General features: G+C 68.8%; 13 protein-coding genes. 10 read left to right on the forward strand and 3 right to left on the reverse strand.

The window, feature by feature from the left end; genetic code table 11:
• The first annotated feature begins 24 nt into the window (after window positions 1-24).
• From recX to DSM104443_RS07365, 10 genes are all read left to right on the forward strand, one after another.
• Complete coding sequence (gene recX, locus DSM104443_RS07325; RefSeq protein ID WP_171090861.1) at window positions 25-480, forward strand: recombination regulator RecX; 456 nt, start codon at window positions 25-27, stop codon at window positions 478-480.
• Complete coding sequence (locus tag DSM104443_RS22015) at window positions 477-611, forward strand: hypothetical protein (protein ID WP_281359552.1); 135 nt, start codon at window positions 477-479, stop codon at window positions 609-611. Before recX ends, DSM104443_RS22015 begins: the two co-directional genes overlap by 4 nt.
• Before the next feature lie 2 nt (window positions 612-613).
• Complete coding sequence (locus tag DSM104443_RS07330) at window positions 614-1,003, forward strand: DUF3224 domain-containing protein (protein ID WP_171090863.1); 390 nt, start codon at window positions 614-616, stop codon at window positions 1,001-1,003.
• A gap of 271 nt (window positions 1,004-1,274) precedes the next feature.
• Window positions 1,275-3,896: an alanine--tRNA ligase gene (gene alaS / locus DSM104443_RS07335; protein WP_171090864.1), complete on the forward strand. Its 2,622-nt coding sequence runs from the start codon at window positions 1,275-1,277 to the stop codon at window positions 3,894-3,896.
• Window positions 3,897-3,954: 58 nt separating this feature from the next.
• The gene (locus DSM104443_RS07340; protein ID WP_171090866.1) at window positions 3,955-4,689 is read left to right on the forward strand and encodes a hypothetical protein; all 735 of its coding nucleotides are present in this window, start codon (window positions 3,955-3,957) and stop codon (window positions 4,687-4,689) included.
• Complete coding sequence (locus DSM104443_RS07345; protein WP_171090868.1) at window positions 4,690-6,975, forward strand: glycosyltransferase; 2,286 nt, start codon at window positions 4,690-4,692, stop codon at window positions 6,973-6,975.
• A complete protein-coding gene (locus DSM104443_RS07350; RefSeq protein WP_171090870.1) occupies window positions 6,903-7,460 on the forward strand; it encodes an NUDIX domain-containing protein in 558 nt (185 codons plus the stop codon). The genes DSM104443_RS07345 and DSM104443_RS07350 overlap by 73 nt, the downstream gene beginning before the upstream one ends.
• Window positions 7,461-7,468: 8 nt before the next feature.
• On the forward strand, window positions 7,469-8,170 hold the full coding sequence (locus tag DSM104443_RS07355; protein ID WP_171090872.1) for a GAF domain-containing protein: 702 nt from the start codon (window positions 7,469-7,471) through the stop codon (window positions 8,168-8,170).
• Window positions 8,167-8,910: an ABC transporter ATP-binding protein gene (locus DSM104443_RS07360; protein ID WP_171090874.1), complete on the forward strand. Its 744-nt coding sequence runs from the start codon at window positions 8,167-8,169 to the stop codon at window positions 8,908-8,910. The genes DSM104443_RS07355 and DSM104443_RS07360 overlap by 4 nt, the downstream gene beginning before the upstream one ends.
• Window positions 8,897-10,405, forward strand: coding sequence for a hypothetical protein (locus DSM104443_RS07365; protein ID WP_171090876.1), 1,509 nt, complete (start codon window positions 8,897-8,899; stop codon window positions 10,403-10,405). Before DSM104443_RS07360 ends, DSM104443_RS07365 begins: the two co-directional genes overlap by 14 nt.
• Before the next feature lie 7 nt (window positions 10,406-10,412).
• Here the strand turns inward: DSM104443_RS07365 and lpdA are convergent, their stop codons facing one another.
• The 3 genes from lpdA to aceE are packed head-to-tail and all read right to left on the reverse strand — an operon-like array spanning window position 10,413 to window position 16,371.
• Window positions 10,413-12,257, reverse strand: coding sequence for a dihydrolipoyl dehydrogenase (gene lpdA / locus DSM104443_RS07370; protein ID WP_171090878.1), 1,845 nt, complete (start codon window positions 12,255-12,257; stop codon window positions 10,413-10,415).
• 9 nt (window positions 12,258-12,266) lie between these two features.
• Window positions 12,267-13,661 carry a dihydrolipoyllysine-residue acetyltransferase gene (aceF, locus tag DSM104443_RS07375; RefSeq protein ID WP_246232603.1) on the reverse strand — a complete coding sequence of 465 codons (1,395 nt, stop codon included), beginning with the start codon at window positions 13,659-13,661 and terminating at the stop codon, window positions 12,267-12,269.
• A 49-nt stretch (window positions 13,662-13,710) separates the two neighbouring features.
• Window positions 13,711-16,371, reverse strand: a complete 2,661-nt coding sequence (aceE, locus tag DSM104443_RS07380) for a pyruvate dehydrogenase (acetyl-transferring), homodimeric type (protein ID WP_171090880.1) — start codon at window positions 16,369-16,371, stop codon at window positions 13,711-13,713.
• Between the last annotated feature and the right edge of the window lie 19 nt (window positions 16,372-16,390).

Here is a 16,390-nt window from a genome sequence, read left to right on the forward strand (position 1 = left end):
TTCTTGTCCATGGCCTGGGCCTTCATGGCAACCAAGTCCGAACCGTCGCTTCGAGCGAGGGCGCTTCGGCTCGTCGCGCGGCGGGAGCACTCGCGCGAGGAGCTGCGGCGCAAGCTCGCGGCCCACGCGGCGGAGGGCGAGGATGTCACGGTCCTGCTCGACGATTTCGCGGCCCGGGGCTGGATCTCGGATGCGCGCTTCGCGGAGATGGCGGCGCGAGCCAAGGCGCGCCGCTATGGCCCGCTCAAGCTCGCGCACTACCTCCGCGGCCGCGGCCTCGCCGACGAGATCATCGCCGCCGGCGTGAAGGCGGCGGGTGCCGACGGTGTCTCCAACATCGAGAGCATCTGGCGCTCGCGCTTCCGCGACCTGCCTGGCGATGAGCAGGACAAAGCCCGGCAGGTGCGCTTCCTGCAGGGACGCGGCTTCCCCCTCGACCAAATCTTCCGCTTCCTGAAGCAGATGGAGACCTTCCCATGAGTCCCCGCACCCAGAACCTCGTGTCGATCGGCGTGCTGGTTGCCGCGCTGGCAATCACCCTGCTGCCCGAGTCGCCTTCCGCGATCCGCACCGCCGTAGCTCCTGTCCAGGTCAGCCAGCTCTCCCGCTAAACGTGAAGATTTCGGGCGAGTTCGAGGTGAAGATCACGCCCCAGGCGAGCGACAAGGGCGACGCGGGCGCCGGCCTCGGGCGCATGTCGCTCGACAAGCAGTATCGAGGTGAGCTCGAGGCCACGAGCGTCGGCGAGATGCTCACTGCGATGACGAGCACGAAAGGCTCGGCGGCGTACGTAGCGGTCGAGCGCGTCGCGGGGACGTTGGGCGGCAAGCCCGGCACATTCATGCTGCATCACACGGGCGTGATGAATCGTGGGGCCGCTTCGCTCGAAGTGAAGGTCGTTCCCGACTCCGGTACCGGCGAGTTGGCTGGGCTCGAGGGAGCCCTGGGTATTCGCATCGAGCAGGGCAAGCACTTCTACGACTTCGATTACGCCCTCAAGTAATACCCACTAAAGCCTCAACACAGAGGACACAGAGGGGGGCACAGAGGACACGGAGAAACCAAGGCTCTTCAGGGTCGTGGGTGTCATTCACGTCACCGTCTTGATCCAAGGCTGCTTTTCTCTGTGTCCTCTGTGTCCTCTGTGTCCTCTGTGCCCCCTCTGTGTCCTCTGTGTTGGTGCTTTTCCGTAGTTCTTTCCCCAGTCCCTTTGGGACGGCGACCTTGGTATCCTTACGGATTGCCTCGCACCCCGCGATGCCTTCCGTAAGTTCATGAAAACCAAAGAAATCCGCCAGAAGTTCGTCGACTACTTCGTCTCGAAGGGCCACACCCACGTGGCCTCGAGCCCCCTGGTGCCGGGCAACGACCCGACGCTGCTGTTCACCAACGCCGGGATGGTCCAGTTCAAGGACGTCTTCCTGGGCCAGGAGAAGCGTCCCTACAACCGCGCCGTGACGGCCCAGCGGTCGCTCCGCGCTGGCGGCAAGCACAACGACCTGGAGAACGTGGGCTACACCGCGCGGCACCACACGTTCTTCGAGATGCTCGGCAACTTCAGCTTCGGCGACTACTTCAAGCGCGACGCGATCAAGTACGCGTTCGAGCTGCTCACGGTCCACTACGGCCTGCCGAAGGAGAAGCTCTGGACGACGGTCTACCACACGGATGACGAGGCCTTCGACATCTGGACCAACGAGATCGGCATCCCGAAGGAGCGCTGCATCCGCATCGGCGACAAGCCGGGTGGCCGCAAGTACGAGAGCGACAACTTCTGGCAGATGGCCGACACCGGCCCCTGCGGCCCGTGCTCGGAGATCTTCTACGACCACGGTCCCGGCGTCGCGGGCGGCCCCCCGGGCTCTCCCGACCAGGACGGCGACCGCTACATCGAGATCTGGAACCTCGTGTTCATGCAGTTCAACCGCGATGAGTCGGGGGCGCTGAATCCGCTGCCGAAGCCGTCGGTGGATACGGGCATGGGCCTCGAGCGCCTGACCGCCGTGCTGCAGCACGTGCACTCGAACTACGAGATCGATCTCTTCCAGTCGCTCGTGAAGGCGGCAGCCCGCGAGACGGGCATGAAGGACCTCGCATTGCCGTCGCTGCGCGTGATCGCGGACCACATCCGCGCCTGCGCCTTCCTCGTCGTCGACGGCGTCATTCCGGGCAACGAAGGCCGCGGCTACGTGCTGCGCCGCATCGCCCGCCGCGCCATGCGCCACGGCTACAAGCTGGGCCGGAAGCAGCCGTTCTTCTACAAGCTGGTCGCCGACCTCGTGAAGGAGATGGGCGAGGCCTATCCCGAGCTCGCGAAAGCCGAAGCGAAAGTCATCGCCACGCTCAAGCAGGAAGAGGAGCGCTTCGGCGAGACGCTCGAGAACGGCATGGCGATGCTGGATACGGCGCTCGCCAAGGATGCGAAGCACCTCGACGGCGACACCGCCTTCAAGCTCTACGACACCTACGGCTTCCCGGTCGACCTCACCGCCGACATCGGGCGCGAGCGCGGCTTCGAGATCGACATGAAGGCGTTCGATGCCGCGATGACCGCGCAGCAGGAGCGCTCGCGGGCCGCCTCCAAGTTCAAGCAAGGTGCCGCGCTCGACTACAAGGGCGCCAAGACCGCGTTCCGCGGCTACGAGTCGATGTCCGAGGAAGGCCGCGTCGTGGCCCTCTATCGCAACGGCAGCGGCGTCGAGCGCCTCTCGCAGGGCGAGGAAGGCATCGTGGTCCTCGACCGCACGCCGTTCTACGCGGAATCCGGCGGCCAGGTCGGCGACCGCGGCGAGCTCACCAAGGGCGGCGCCTGCCTCACGCTGTTCCAGGTGCAGGACACGCAGAAGATCCAGCCCGAGGTGTTCGGCCACCACGGCGTGGTCACCACGGGCGAGCTCGCAGTGGGCGACACGCTCGCCGCCAACGTGGATCTCGACAAGCGCGCCCGCACGATGCGCCACCACTCCGTCACGCACCTGATGCACAAGGCGCTGCGCGAGGTGCTGGGCTACCACGTGCAGCAGAAGGGCTCGCTCGTCGACGAGGACAAGACGCGCTTCGACTTCAGCCACAACCAGCCCATGACCGCGGACGAGATCCGCCGCGTCGAGGGCCTGGTGAACGCGGAGATCCTCAAGAACGAGGCGACCACCGCCGAGGTGATGCCGATCGACGAAGCCCAGAAGTCGGGCGCGATGATGCTCTTCGGCGAGAAGTACGGCGACGAAGTGCGCGTGCTCGGCATCGGCTCCTCGCGCGAGCTCTGCGGCGGCACGCACGTCGCGCGCACGGGCGACATCGGCCTCTTTCGTATCGTCTCCGAAGGCGGCGTCGCGGCCGGCATCCGCCGCGTCGAGGCCGTCGCGGGCACGGTGGCGGTGCAGCTTTCGCAGCAGGACCGCGAGCGCGTGGCCCACGTGGCCGAGGCGCTCAAGTCGCAGCCCCAGGAGATCGAGCTCAAGCTCGCGCAGGTGATGGAGAGCGTGAAGGTCCTCGAGAAGGAGCTCGCGAAGCTGAAGGGCAAGATGGCGTCCAGCCAGGGCGACAGCCTCGCCGACAGCGCGGTGGACGTGAAGGGCGTGAAGGTCCTGGCCGTGAAGCTCGATGGCGCGGACGTGAAGACGCTCCGCGACACGCTCGACCAGCTGAAGAACAAGCTGAAGAGCAGCGCGATCGTGCTCGCCGCGAGCGAGGGCGAGAAGGTGAGCCTCATCGCGGGCGTGACGCAGGACCTCATCGCCAAGGTGAAGGCGGGCGAGCTCGTGAACTTCGTCGCCACGCAGGTCGGCGGCAAGGGCGGCGGGCGGCCCGACATGGCGCAGGCGGGCGGCACCAACCCCGCCGCGCTCCCGGCGGCGCTCGAATCCGTGAGGGACTGGGTCGAGCAGCGCCTGTAGCGGCAGCACGCGCGGCCGGGGAGGGCCGCTCGCGATGACCTGGGTCGGATATCTCGTCATGGCCGCGATCCTTCTGGCGATCGGGGCCTGGATCTACAGCGTCGTCGGGAAGATCGCCGGGGTTGCGCGGCGCGGGAAGTCGAGCCGGCGCGACGAGGCGCTCTTCGTCTCGATGTTCCCGGACCTCCAGCCTCACTTCCATCCCGAACGCCTCGTTGAATTCGTGCGCGCACAGCGCTCCGGCAAGCGGGCCGCCGCTTCCCGGACCGCTTCCGCGACCTGGAAGAATCCCCCGGGCCTCGGCGTGCATGCCGTGGAAATCGAGCCGGGCCACCTTCGCGTGCCGTACAAGATGCGAGACGAGTCCGGCGCGCTCCTGGGCCAGTTTCTCTACGACGAGATTCCCGAGGGCGGCGTGCTGCGGGTCGGGGAGGGCAAGCTCACGGTGAACGTGATGGACAAGATCCCGCGCGTTCGCTACTGGCATCCACGCCGCGAGTTCAAATGGTCGCAGAAGAAGGGCTGGGCGTTCGCGACACCGCTGGCCGACGCCCACGACTCCGACTCCAGCTATTCGAGCTCCGATTCGTCCTCGCATTCCTTCTCGACCTCGCGGGATGACGGCGTGAGCCCCGCGCCGGTTGGCGGAGGCGGCACCTTCGACGGAGGCGGCGCGTCGGGGAGCTGGGACGACTCGACGTCCACGAGCACCGGCACCGACACGAGCAGCGACACGAGCTCGGGCGCAGCCGCAGCCGCGGACACGAGCACGAGCACCAGCTCGAGCTACTAGATGGACGGTGCCGTACTTCCGCTTGCGGCTGCGGTCCCCGGCCTCCTGCCGGTGGACGATGCGCGCGGAGTGCTGCGCGTCCTGATCGCCTCGCTCGCTCCCGGCGGCGCGGAACGCATCGTGATCGAGTGGCTCGCCGCCGAAGCGGAAAGAGGGCGCGAGATCGAGCTCGCCGTGCTGCACGGGCGGCGCCACGCGCTTGCTCCGCCGGCCGCGATCCGCGTACGCACGCGCGGCCGTGAATCCCCGGAGGATTTCCTCGACGCGCTCGCGAGCGACTGGCGCGGCGGGCCTCCCGTCTCGGTCCACCTCGTCACCGATGTGCTGCTCGCCCGCTTGTGGACCGCGGGCGTTCGTACCGTGCCCACCGTGCACAACGCGCGTGAGGGCTGGCGCAACGACCCTGCGTCGTGGACCGAAGCCAACGTCCCCCGGGCGGTCGCATGCGCGCAACGCGTGCAGGACGAGATGCGCGCCGCCGGGTGCCGCGTCCCGATCGTGACGATCCGCCACCGGCCGGGCGTGCCCCCGTCGGCCTGCGATCCAGCCGTCCGCCGAGAGATTCGCGCGGCGCTCGCCCTTCCGCCCGGGGCCTTCGTCATCGCGGCCGTGGGCGCGCTGAAGGCGCAGAAGGACCATGCCCGCGCCGTGGAGGTCCTGGTCGAAGTCGCGCGCTCGCGCGATGCGTACCTCGTCGTCCTCGGCGGCGTCCTCGAGCCTCGCGGCTTCGAGGTCCTGGACGAGGTGCTCGATGCCGCGCTCGAACGTGGCGTGACCGCGCGTCTTCGGCTCCCCGGGTGGGTCGACTCGATCGCGCCCTATCTCGCCGCGAGCGACGCGCTGCTCAACACGAGCCGCTTCGAGGGCTTGTCGATCGCCGCGCAGGAAGCGCTCGCGGCGGGGCTGCCCGTCGTGGCGACCGACGTGGGCGGCCAGTCCGAGATCCATCACGCCGGCCTGCAATTGCTGCCGGCGCGGGCGAGCGTCCGCGAGTTCGCGGCGCGCCTCGCCGTCCTGCCGGTGCGCGAGCGGCTGCAGCCGAGTCCGTTCGCGCGTGCGCCCAGGGCGGCATCGTTGTCGCTCACGCATCGCGAGCGCCCGGTGGCGCCGATCGACACGCTCTTCGTGACGGCGAACCTCAACGCCGGTGGCGCCCAGCGCTCGCTGGTCAATCTCGTACGCACGTTGCGCGCAGATCGGGTGCGCGAACGCCATGCGTTCGCCGTCGCGGTGTGCGGCGAGTCGACGCACTCGGCCTTCGCGATGGAGCTGATGTCAGCGGGCGTCGATTGCTTTCGCGCCACGCTCGATCGCGATGACGCCGCGATCGCCGAGTCCCTGCTCGCGCAGGCCGCGCGGCGCGGCGCGCGCACGCTCTGCTTCTGGAACGCCGCGCCCGGCGTGAAGCTCCTCGTCGCCAAGTTCGCGCCGCCGGCGCTTCGCATCGTGGACGTGAGCCCGGGCGCCTACGCGTTCGAGGAGCTCGACGATTGCGATGCAGTCGCCCGCGCGCACGACTTCGATGCGCTGGCGTACTACCGCCGCTTGAATGCGCTGGTGCTCAAGCACGATGCGGCGACGCATCCGCCCTGCCGGCGAGTCGCCGTCATTCCCAACGGCGTTGCACGCGCGCCGGCGACAAGCCCCGTTCCGGAGACTCCGCGATTCCTCGTGAACGGCCGCATCGCCCCGAGCAAGCGGCTCGAGGTCGTGATCGAAGCGCTGCGGCACGTCTCGCAGCGCCACGCGGACGTGGAGCTTCACATCGTCGGACCGGTCGAGCCGCGGCATGCCGAATACGGAAGCCGCATCGCGTCGCTGGCACAAGGCCTTCCGGTGCATTTCCGCAGTGCCGATTTCGACCTCGCGTGCCTCGCCGAGCCCTGGACCGCGATCGTGGTGCTCGGCACGCACCAGGGCTCGCCCAATGCCGTACTGGAGGCGATGTCCGCGGGAATCCCGGTGATCGCGAACGCGAGCGGAGGCACGGGCGAGGTGGTCCGCGACGGCGATACGGGCTGGCTTCTCGCGGAGGACGTCTCGGCGGGGGATCTGGCGCAGGCGATGCTCGCCGCGATGGCCGACCTCGGGGAAGGCCGCCGGCGCGCGGCCCGTGCCCAGTCACGGGTGCACTCGGACCACTCGCTGGAGGCGATGGTGGCGGCTTATGTCGCGGTGCTGGAGGAGGGCTCCGGCCATGAGAAAATGGCGCCATGGAATTCCGCTTCTGCCCCCGTTGCGCCACCGAGCTCGCCCGGCGTCCCATTGCCGACGATGCCGGGCTGATCGACCGCCTCGCCTGCCCCGCCGAGTCCTGCGGCTACGTCCATTGGGGCAATCCCACGCCCGCGGTCGGCGCGCTGGTCGAGCACGAGGGCGAGATCATCCTCGCGCGGGGCCAGGGCTGGCCCGACGGCTGGTTCGCGCTCGTCACCGGCTACCTCGAGGCGCGTGAAGACCCGAAGGCCGGCGTGGCCCGCGAGGTGAAGGAGGAGCTGGACTTGGACGTGGTGGAAGCCAACATCATCGGCAACTACATCTTCGAGCGGAAGAACGAGGTGATGCTCTGCTATCACGTCGTGACGCGCGGCACGGTGAAGCTGAGCCCGGAGCTCGCCGAGTACAAGCGCTACAAGCCCGCGGAGCTGCGTCCCTGGCGGCGCGCCACCGGCCTCGCGGTCGCCGACTGGATGCGCTCCCGGAATCTCGACATCGTGTGGGACGAACGTCCCGCGCTCGCGGCCGTCCAACCGCAAACCGCGAAGACCTGACGATGGGCATGGACACCAACCGCGAGCGCATCGCCGCCTACCTGCGGATGGCGGGGCTCGAATCGATCGAAGGGCGCGTGGGCGACGTGGAGCTCGCCATCCGCGACCTGCTGGAGGCGATGACGGAAAAGGTCGACATCGGCTCGGCCGCATCGCTCTATACCTATCCCGTGCCCATGCTCACCGAGGACGGCACCTGCTCGATCGTGGACCAACTGGCCCCGGTTCCCTATGACCTCACCGGGATCCTCGGCGGGCGCAGCGACCAGACGACGCGGCGGCTCGCGCTGATGGAGCGCTTGATCGAGCGCGTGCAGGAGACGACCGGAGCCGACTGGATCGGCATCTACCAGCGCCGCGCGAATGCCGCGGGCATCCCGGTGCTCGTGAAGCTCTCGTACATCGGCCGGCCGAGCCGCGCCGAGTTTCCGCTCACGCGCGAGTTCGCCGAGCGCAGCACCAACGCGACGGTGGGATTGACCGGCCGCGCCACGGTGATCGACGACGTGGCCAAGCACGTCGAGGCGGGCGGCGGCTTCTACGTCTGCGACGACGGCGTGCAGTCCGAGGCGTGCGTGCCGGTGCTGGACAGCACGAAGGACGTCGCCGGCATCGTGGACGTCGAGGCGAAGCCGAAAGGCTTCTTCAACGCGACCCGCCTCACGGTGATCGCCGCGCTCGCCCTCGTGGTGCCGGCGGTGCTGCCTTGAGCGGCGCGCTCGAGATCACGACGCTCTACAAGCAGTTCGGCGGCAACGTCGCGGTCGATGGCCTCAACCTCTCGATTCCGCGCGGCGAGTTCCACGCGCTCCTCGGCCCGAACGGCGCCGGCAAGACGACGACGCTTCGCATCGTGGCCGGCCTCGCCCGCGCCGACGCCGGACGCGTCACGGTGCTGGGCCACGACATCGCCGACGACGCGATGGAAGCCAAGCGCCGCATGGCCTTCCTTCCCGACGACCCGCAGCTCTACGGCAAGCTCGATGCGATGGAGTACCTCGAGTTCGTTGCCGGCCTGTGGCGCGTCGATGCGGCCGTGGCCCGGGAGCGCGCGGAGAAGCTGCTCGCGATGCTGGGGCTCGAGGGCCGCCGGGAACGCGCCGATGCCTTCTCGCGCGGGATGCGCCAGAAGCTCGCTCTCGCGGGCGCGTTGATCCACGAGCCCGAGCTGCTGATCCTCGACGAGCCGCTCACCGGCCTGGACGCCGGTGCCGCGCGCCTGGTGAAGGACCTCCTGCTGGAGCGCGTGCGCGCCGGCGGCACGGTGCTGCTCACCACGCACATCCTCGAGATCGCCGAGCGCCTCGCCGAGCGCATCAGCATCATCTCGCGCGGGCGCATCGCGGCGCAGGGGACGATGGCGGAGCTGCGCGCGCGCTCGGGCGAGGGCGAGACGCTGGAGGACATCTTCCTCGCGCTCACGCGCGAGCCGGGCGATGCGCCTGCTTGAGCCGCCGGGCTGGCCCTGGCTGCTGGCCCACGAGCTGCGCATCGGCTGGCGCACGACGGGCAGCATCCGCTCCAAGGTGATGTGGGTGCTCTTTGGCCTCCTCGTGATCGCCGGCCATTTCGCCGCCTACTTCATGGCGCGCGGATTCGACGCGGACAAGATCCTCCACCGGCTGCCGCTCACCGTGTATCTCGGCCTGCTCTTCATCCTCACGACGCAGGTCTCGGTCGCGTTCGGGCTCGCGGTGCGCGCGATCCTCGAGCGAGGCGACTACGACCTGATGCTGGCCGCACCCGTGCCTGCGGCGACGATCTACGCCGTGCGCGGCATCGCGATCGCGCTGGGCTCCGTCGGCGTGATCGCGATCGCGTGGGTGCCGCTCGCCAACATGGGACCGTTCGCGGGGCATCCGGGATTGCTCGCGGCCTATCCGGTGATGCTCTCGCTCGGCCTCGCCTGCGCGGCGGTCGCGCTCGCGGGGACGCTCGGCCTCGTGAGGCTGCTCGGGTTGCGGCGCGCACGGACGGTGGCCCAGGTGCTCGGAGCCGTTCTCGGCGTGTCCCTCATCCTCGGCATGCAGATCCCGCAAATGCTCGGGCGCGAGCGCGCGGCGGAGGTGGCGCGCTGGATCGATGCCTCGCCGCTCGCCGCGCTGCTGCTTCCCGACAGCCCGCTCGGCTGGCCGCTCCGCGCGTTCGGCGGCGAGCTCCTGCCGCTCCTGGTGATCGTGGTCCTTGGCGTGGGGTTCTTCGCGTTGACCGTGCGCCTCACGCAGCGCGCGTTCATCCACGCGGTGCAGGAGGCGCCACAGGCGGTGACGTCCGCGCCACGGTCGCGCGGATCGAGGCCGGCGCGCGCCTTCCGGACGTCGAGCTTCACGCGGCTCGTGGTCATGAAAGAGCTCACGCTGATCGCGCGCGACCCGGCGCTGATCGGCATGACCTTCCTGCAGGCGCTCTATGCGCTGCCGCTGGTGCTGGTGTTCTCGCGCGGCCACGACGTGGCGCTGCTGGTGGCGCCCGCGCTCGTGCTGCTCGCCTCGAGCCTCTCGGGCAATCTCGCGTGGATCGCCGCGAGCGGCGAGGAGGCGCCCGACCTGATCGGCAGCGCTCCGGTGTCCGCGAGCCAGGCCCTGCGCCTCAAGGTGATGGCCGCGCTGGTGCCGGTGGCGGTGATCGTCGCTCCGTTCGTCGCCTGGTATGCGCTCAGCTCCATCGGCGTGGCGCTGGCGGTGGCCGCATTCGCCGCCGTCGCGTCGTTCGCGAGCGGCATCGTGCAGGTGATGCTCGCGGATCCGGGCGGCGGGCGCGATCTCAAGCGCCGCAAGCAGGACATCGGCGTCAACCTGCTGGAGTTCGCGGGCGCCGCGTGCTGGTCGGCCGCGTGCTGGCTCACGCTGGGCGGCTCGGCGTGGGCGCTGCTCGCGATCGCCTCGGGCTGCGCCATCCCGGCGGCCTCGGTCTACACCGGGCGCCTGCGCCGCCCGAAGGCGTAGCGGCGCGCTACGCCTTCTTGGCCGGCATCATGTCCGTGATCGTGCCTTCCGCCATCTCGGCGGAGAAGAACACCGTCTCGGACAGCGTCGGATGCGGATGGATCGTGAGGCCGATGTCCTCGGCGTCCGCGCCCATCTCGAGCGCCAGCACCGTCTCCGCGATCAGCTCGCCGGCATTCACGCCGACGATGTGGGCTCCGAGGATCTGCTTCGTGTCCTTCGCGTAGAGCACCTTGGTGAGGCCTTCCGAGCGCGCCATGCCCAGGGCCCGGCCGCTCGCGGCCCACGGGAACGCGGCCTTGTCGTACTCGATGCCCTGGGCTTTCGCGTCGGCTTCCGAGAGGCCCATCCAGGCCACTTCCGGATCGGTATACGCGACGCTGGGGATCGTGCGCGCGTCCCACACGTGGTGGCTCATGCCCGCGATCACTTCCGCGGCGAGCTTGCCCTCGTGCGTGGCCTTGTGCGCGAGCATCGGCTCGCCGACGATGTCGCCGATCGCGAAGATGTGCGCGACGTTCGTGCGCATCTGGTTGTCCACGGGGATCCAGCCGCGGTCGTTCACGGTGACGCCGGCCTTGTCCGCGCCGATGTTCTTGCCGTTGGGCCGCCGGCCGACGGAGAGGAGCACGCGGTCATACACTTCCGCGGCCGGCGCGGGCGTGCCGCTGTCCGCGCTCTCGAACGTGGCCTTGAGTCCGGCGTCGGTGGACTCCAGCTTCGCGACCTTGGTCTTGAGCAGGATCTTCTCGTAGCGCTTCTCGATGCGTCGGTGGAGCGGCTTCACGATGTCCGGGTCGGCCGCGGGAATGAGGCGGTCGAGGAACTCCACCACCGTGACCTTCGAGCCGAGCGCGTCGTAGACCGTCGCCATCTCGAGGCCGATGATGCCGCCGCCGATGATGAGGATGCGCTTGGGAACATCCTTCAGCTCCAGCGCTCCGGTGGAGTCCATGAGGCGCGGGTCGTCGTACGGGAAGCCCGGGATCTGCGCCGACTGCGAGCCGGCGGCGATGATGCAGTTGTCGAAGGAGATGGTCTTCCTGCCCTCCGCCGTCTGGACCTCGAGCGTGTGCGGGCTGGCGAACGCCGCCTTGCCGGTGACGACGGTGACCTTGCGGCCCTTCGCCATCGAGGCGAGGCCCTTGGTGAGCTTGCCCACCACGTCGTCCTTGAACTTGCGGAGCTTGTCGAGATCGATCTTCGCGTGGCCGAAGGTGACGCCGAGGTCCTCCATCTCCTCGGCATCGGCGATGACCTTCGCCGCGTGCAGCAGCGCCTTCGACGGGATGCAGCCCACGTTCAGGCACACGCCGCCGATCACGGGATAGCGCTCGACCAGCACGACTTTCTTGCCGAGGTCCGCGGATCGGAAGGCGGCGGTGTAGCCGCCGGGGCCTGATCCCAGCACGAGCACTTCCGCGTGCAGGTCGGCATCGAGGCTCGCGAGCGTGGACTTGAGCTCGGCGCGCAGTTCCGCCGGGGAACGCTTGGGCTCGGCAGGAGCGGGCGCCGCGCTGGCGGGTGCTGCTGCCGCCGGTGCTGCCGCGGCGGGTGCGGGTGCTGGAGCAGGCGCCGCGGCTTTCGGCGCCGCCGCGGGCGCAGATGCCTCGGCGCTCGTCTCGATCGTGAGCAGCGCCGTGCCCTTCGAGACCTTGTCGCCCACCTTCACCTGGATCGCCTTCACCACGCCGCTGTGCGACGACGGCACCTCCATGGTGGCCTTGTCGGACTCGAGCGTGACGAGTGAATCCTCCTTGGCGACCGTGTCGCCGGGCTTCACCAGGATCTCGATGACGGGGATGGCGTCGAAATCCCCGAGGTCGGGGACCTTTACCTCGATGGTTGCCATGGCGCGCCCCTAGAGAACGACGCGGCGCATGTCGGCGATGACCTGCGCGAGATAAGCCGTGAAGCGCGCGCCCAGGGCGCCATCGACCACGCGGTGGTCGTACGAGAGCGACAGCGGCAGCATGAGGCGCGGGGCGAACTGCTTGCCGTCCCACACCGGCTTCATGCCCGACTTGGACACGCCGAGGATCGCGACTTCGGGCGCGTTCACGATCGGCGTGAACATCGTGCCGCCGATGCCGCCGAGCGAAGAGATGGAGAACGTTCCACCCTGCATGTCGCCGGGGCCCAGCTTCCCCTCGCGCGCCTTGGCGGCGAGCTCGGCCGTCTCCCTCGCGATTTCCACGACGCCCTTCTGGTCCGCGTTCTTGACCACGGGGACCACCAGGCCGTTGGGCGTGTCCGCCGCGAAGCCGATATTCCAGTAGCTCTTCAGGACGAGGTTGTCGCCGTCCAGGGAGCTGTTCACGATCGGGTACTTCTTGAGCGCCGCGACCGCCGCCTTGATCAAGAACGCGAGCGCCGTGACCTTGATGCCGGCCTTCGCGTTCTCCTCGTTGATCTTCGAACGGAAGGCCTCGAGCTCGGTGATGTCCGCCTCGTCGAACTGGGTGACGTGCGGGATCACGATCCAGTTCCGCGCGAGCGCCGGGCCCGAGATCTTCTGGATGCGCGAGAGCGGCTTCAGCTCGATGGGGCCGTGCTTCGCGAAATCGACCTTGGGCCACGCGGGCAGGCCGAGGTCGGAGAGACCGCCGCCTTTCGCGCTCGATGCGGCCGCGGAAGCAGCGCCACCTGCGAGCGCGCCCTTCACGAAGCCCTGGATGTCTTCCTTGAGGATGCGGCCTTTCGGTCCGCTTCCCGTGACGCGTGCGACGTCCACGCCCAGCTCGCGCGCGAAGCGCCGGACGCCGGGGCTTGCATGCGCGGCCACGCCCGGTGCCTGGGACAGCGGGGGCAGGGGCGGCGCCTGGAGCGTGCGGGCCTCGGTGACGGGAGCGGGGCTGGCGGGCGCGGGTCCCGACGGTGCGGCGGCCGGGGCTTCGGCTGCGGCCGGAGCCGCGGCCTTGGCTGCAGGGGCCGGAGCGGGCTTCGCGGACGCCGCGGGTGCGGGAGCCGGTGCGGGCTTCGCGGGCGCCGCTGCAGCAGCGGGTGCCGCGGCAGCGCCGGCGCCATCGAGCGTGAGGATGAGGCTGCCCTCGCTCACCTTGTCGCCGACCTTCACCTTCAGGTCCTTCACCACGCCGGCGATGGGCGACGGCACTTCCATCGTCGCCTTGTCCGACTCGAGCGTCACCAGCGAGTCGTCCTTCTTGACCGTATCGCCGGGCTTCACCAGGACTTCGATGACGGGAATCTCGTCGAAGTCGCCGATGTCAGGGACCTTCACCTCGATGGCTGCCACGCGCGCTGCTCCTCGTGAGTTTTCTTGTGGGATTGCGGTTGTCCTGCGCTCAGGCCGTCCAGGGCTCGGGCTTGTTCGCGTCGATTCCGTACTTCTTGATCGCCTCGGCCACCTTCGCCGCGGGCACCTCGCCGTCCTCGGCCAGCGCCTTCAGCGCGGCCACGACGACGAAGAAGCGATTCACCTCGAAGAAGCGCCGCAGGTTCTCGCGCGAGTCGCTCCTGCCGTACCCGTCCGCGCCCAGCACCTTGAAGCGGCGCGGGACGAACTCGCGAATCTGGTCGGCGAAGGCGCGAATGTAGTCCGTGGAAGCGATGATGGGTCCCTTGGTGGGCGCCAGGCATTGCTCGACGTACGACACGCGCGGCTTCTCGGTGGGATGCAGCATGTTCCAGCGCGACGCCGCGATGCCGTCGCGGTGCAGCTCGTTGAAGCTGGGGCAGCTCCACACGTCGGAGGTGACGCCCCAGTCCTTCTTCAGCAGCTCGGCGCCCGCGATGATCTCGCGCAGGATCACGCCGCTGCCCATCAGCTGCACGCGCGGGCCCTTCGCCTCGCCGCCGTCGGAGAACTTGTACATCCCCTTGAGGATGCCGGCCTTCGCCCCTTCGGGCAGCGCGGGGTGCGCGTAGTTCTCGTTCATGACGGTGAGGTAGTAGAAGACGTCTTCCTGGTCTTCCACCATCCGGCGCAGCCCGTCCTGGATGATCACGGCGAGCTCGTAGGAGAACGTCGGGTCGTAGGAGCGGCAGTTCGGGATGAGGCCCGCCTGGATGTGGCTGTGGCCGTCCTCGTGCTGCAGGCCTTCGCCGTTCAGCGTCGTGCGCCCGGCGGTACCGCCCAGGAGGAAGCCTCGCGTGCGGCTGTCGCCCGCGGCCCACGCGAGGTCGCCCACGCGCTGGAAGCCGAACATCGAGTAGTAGATGTAGAACGGGATCATCGGCACGTTGCTGTGCGAATACGCCGTGCCGGCGGAGATCCACGAGCACATCGCGCCCGGCTCGTTGATGCCTTCCTGCAGGATCTGCCCGTTCTTGTCTTCCTTGTAGAACATCAGCTGGTCGGAATCCTCCGGCTCGTAGAGCTGGCCCACCTGCGAGTAGATGCCGAGCTGGCGGAAGAGGCCTTCCATGCCGAAGGTGCGCGATTCGTCCGGCACGATCGGCACGATGTTCTTGCCGAGGTTCTTGTCCTTCACGAGCATCGTGAGGATGCGCACGAAGGCCATGGTGGTCGAGACTTCGCGTCCCTCCCCGGTGGCGTCGGTGAGCGCCTTGTAGGCTTCCAGCTTCGGGGCCTCCAGCTTGGCGCTCTTCGCGCGGCGCTGCGGAATGGAGCCGCCCAGCGCGGCGCGGCGCTCGCGCAGGTACTTCATCTCGCGCGAATCCTCGGCGGGCTTGAAGTACGGCAGCTCGGCGATCTTGTCGTCGGCGATCGGGATGTTGAAGCGGTCGCGGAACTGCTTCAGCGCTTCCAGCGGCATCTTCTTCTGCTGGTGCGCGATGTTCTTGCCCTCGCCCACGGCGCCCATGCCGTAGCCCTTCACGGTCTTGGCGAGGATCACGGTCGGCTGGCCCTTGTGCTTCACCGCCGCGGCATACGCCGCATAGACCTTGTGCGGATCGTGGCCGCCGCGATTCAGGCGCCAGATGTCCTCGTCGCTCATGCTCGCCACGCGGGCCTTCAGCTCCGGGTACTTGCCGAAGAAATGCTCGCGGACATACGCGCCGTCGCGGCTCTTGAACTTCTGGTACTCGCCGTCGACCGCTTCTTCCATGCGCTTCAGGAGGAGATTGTCGTGGTCGCGCGCGATGAGCGGGTCCCAGTACGAGCCCCAGATCACCTTGATCACGTTCCAGCCCGCGCCGCGGAAATCGGCCTCGAGCTCCTGGATGATCTTGCCGTTGCCGCGCACCGGGCCGTCGAGGCGCTGCAGGTTGCAGTTCACGACGAAGACCAGGTTGTCGAGGTTCTCGCGCGAGGCCATGCCGATCGCGCCGAGCGATTCCGGCTCGTCCATCTCGCCGTCGCCCATGAACGCCCACACCTTGCGGCCCTCGGTCTTGGCGAGCCCGCGGTCGTGGAGATAGTGGAGGAAGCGCGCCTGGTAGATCGCCTGCAGCGGGCCCAGGCCCATCGACACCGTGGGGAACTGCCAGAAGTCCTTCATCAGCCACGGGTGCGGATAGCTCGAGATGCCCTTGCCGTCGACTTCCTGGCGGTAGTTGTCGAGCTGCGCCTCGGTGAGCCGGCCCTCGAGGAAGGCGCGCGCATACACGCCGGGCGAGGAGTGGCCCTGGTAATAGATCAGGTCGCCGCCGTGCTCCTCGGTGGGCGCATGCCAGAAATGGTTGAAGCCCACGTCGTACAGGGTGGCCGCGGACGAGAAGCTCGCGATGTGGCCGCCGAGGTCGAGGTCCTTCTTGCCGGCGCGCAGCACCATGGCCACGGCGTTCCACCGCACCATCGAGCGCAGGCGGTTCTCGATCTCGTGGTCGCCCGGGGAGTGCTCCTCGAGGCTTGGCGGGATCGTGTTGAGGTAGGCGGTGTTCGGGCTATAGGGCAGATAGGCGCCCGAGCGGCGCGCCTTCTCGACCAGTTGCTCGAGGAGGAAGTGCGCGCGGTCGGGTCCTTCGACCTCGATGACGGAGTCGAGCGAATCCACCCACTCGCGGGTTTCCAGCGGGTCGACGTCTTGCAGGCGGTCCATGGCGATGTGCTCTTGGTGG

The sequence above is a fragment of the Usitatibacter rugosus genome (genome assembly GCF_013003965.1).
In the GTDB taxonomy this organism is placed as follows: domain Bacteria; phylum Pseudomonadota; class Gammaproteobacteria; order Burkholderiales; family Usitatibacteraceae; genus Usitatibacter; species Usitatibacter rugosus.

Excerpts from the sequence above, each read along its gene's own strand:
- recX (WP_171090861.1), top strand. The coding sequence starts at position 25 with ATGGCAACCAAGTCCGAACCGTCGCTTCGAGCGAGGGCGCTTCGGCTC.
- DSM104443_RS22015 (WP_281359552.1), top strand. The coding sequence starts at position 477 with ATGAGTCCCCGCACCCAGAACCTCGTGTCGATCGGCGTGCTGGTTGCC.
- alaS (WP_171090864.1), top strand. The coding sequence starts at position 1,275 with ATGAAAACCAAAGAAATCCGCCAGAAGTTCGTCGACTACTTCGTCTCG.
- DSM104443_RS07340 (WP_171090866.1), top strand. The coding sequence starts at position 3,955 with ATGGCCGCGATCCTTCTGGCGATCGGGGCCTGGATCTACAGCGTCGTC.
- DSM104443_RS07345 (WP_171090868.1), top strand. The coding sequence starts at position 4,690 with ATGGACGGTGCCGTACTTCCGCTTGCGGCTGCGGTCCCCGGCCTCCTG.
- DSM104443_RS07350 (WP_171090870.1), top strand. The coding sequence starts at position 6,903 with ATGGAATTCCGCTTCTGCCCCCGTTGCGCCACCGAGCTCGCCCGGCGT.
- DSM104443_RS07355 (WP_171090872.1), top strand. The coding sequence starts at position 7,469 with ATGGACACCAACCGCGAGCGCATCGCCGCCTACCTGCGGATGGCGGGG.
- DSM104443_RS07365 (WP_171090876.1), top strand. The coding sequence starts at position 8,897 with ATGCGCCTGCTTGAGCCGCCGGGCTGGCCCTGGCTGCTGGCCCACGAG.
- lpdA (WP_171090878.1), bottom strand. The coding sequence starts at position 12,257 with ATGGCAACCATCGAGGTAAAGGTCCCCGACCTCGGGGATTTCGACGCC.
- aceE (WP_171090880.1), bottom strand. The coding sequence starts at position 16,371 with ATGGACCGCCTGCAAGACGTCGACCCGCTGGAAACCCGCGAGTGGGTG.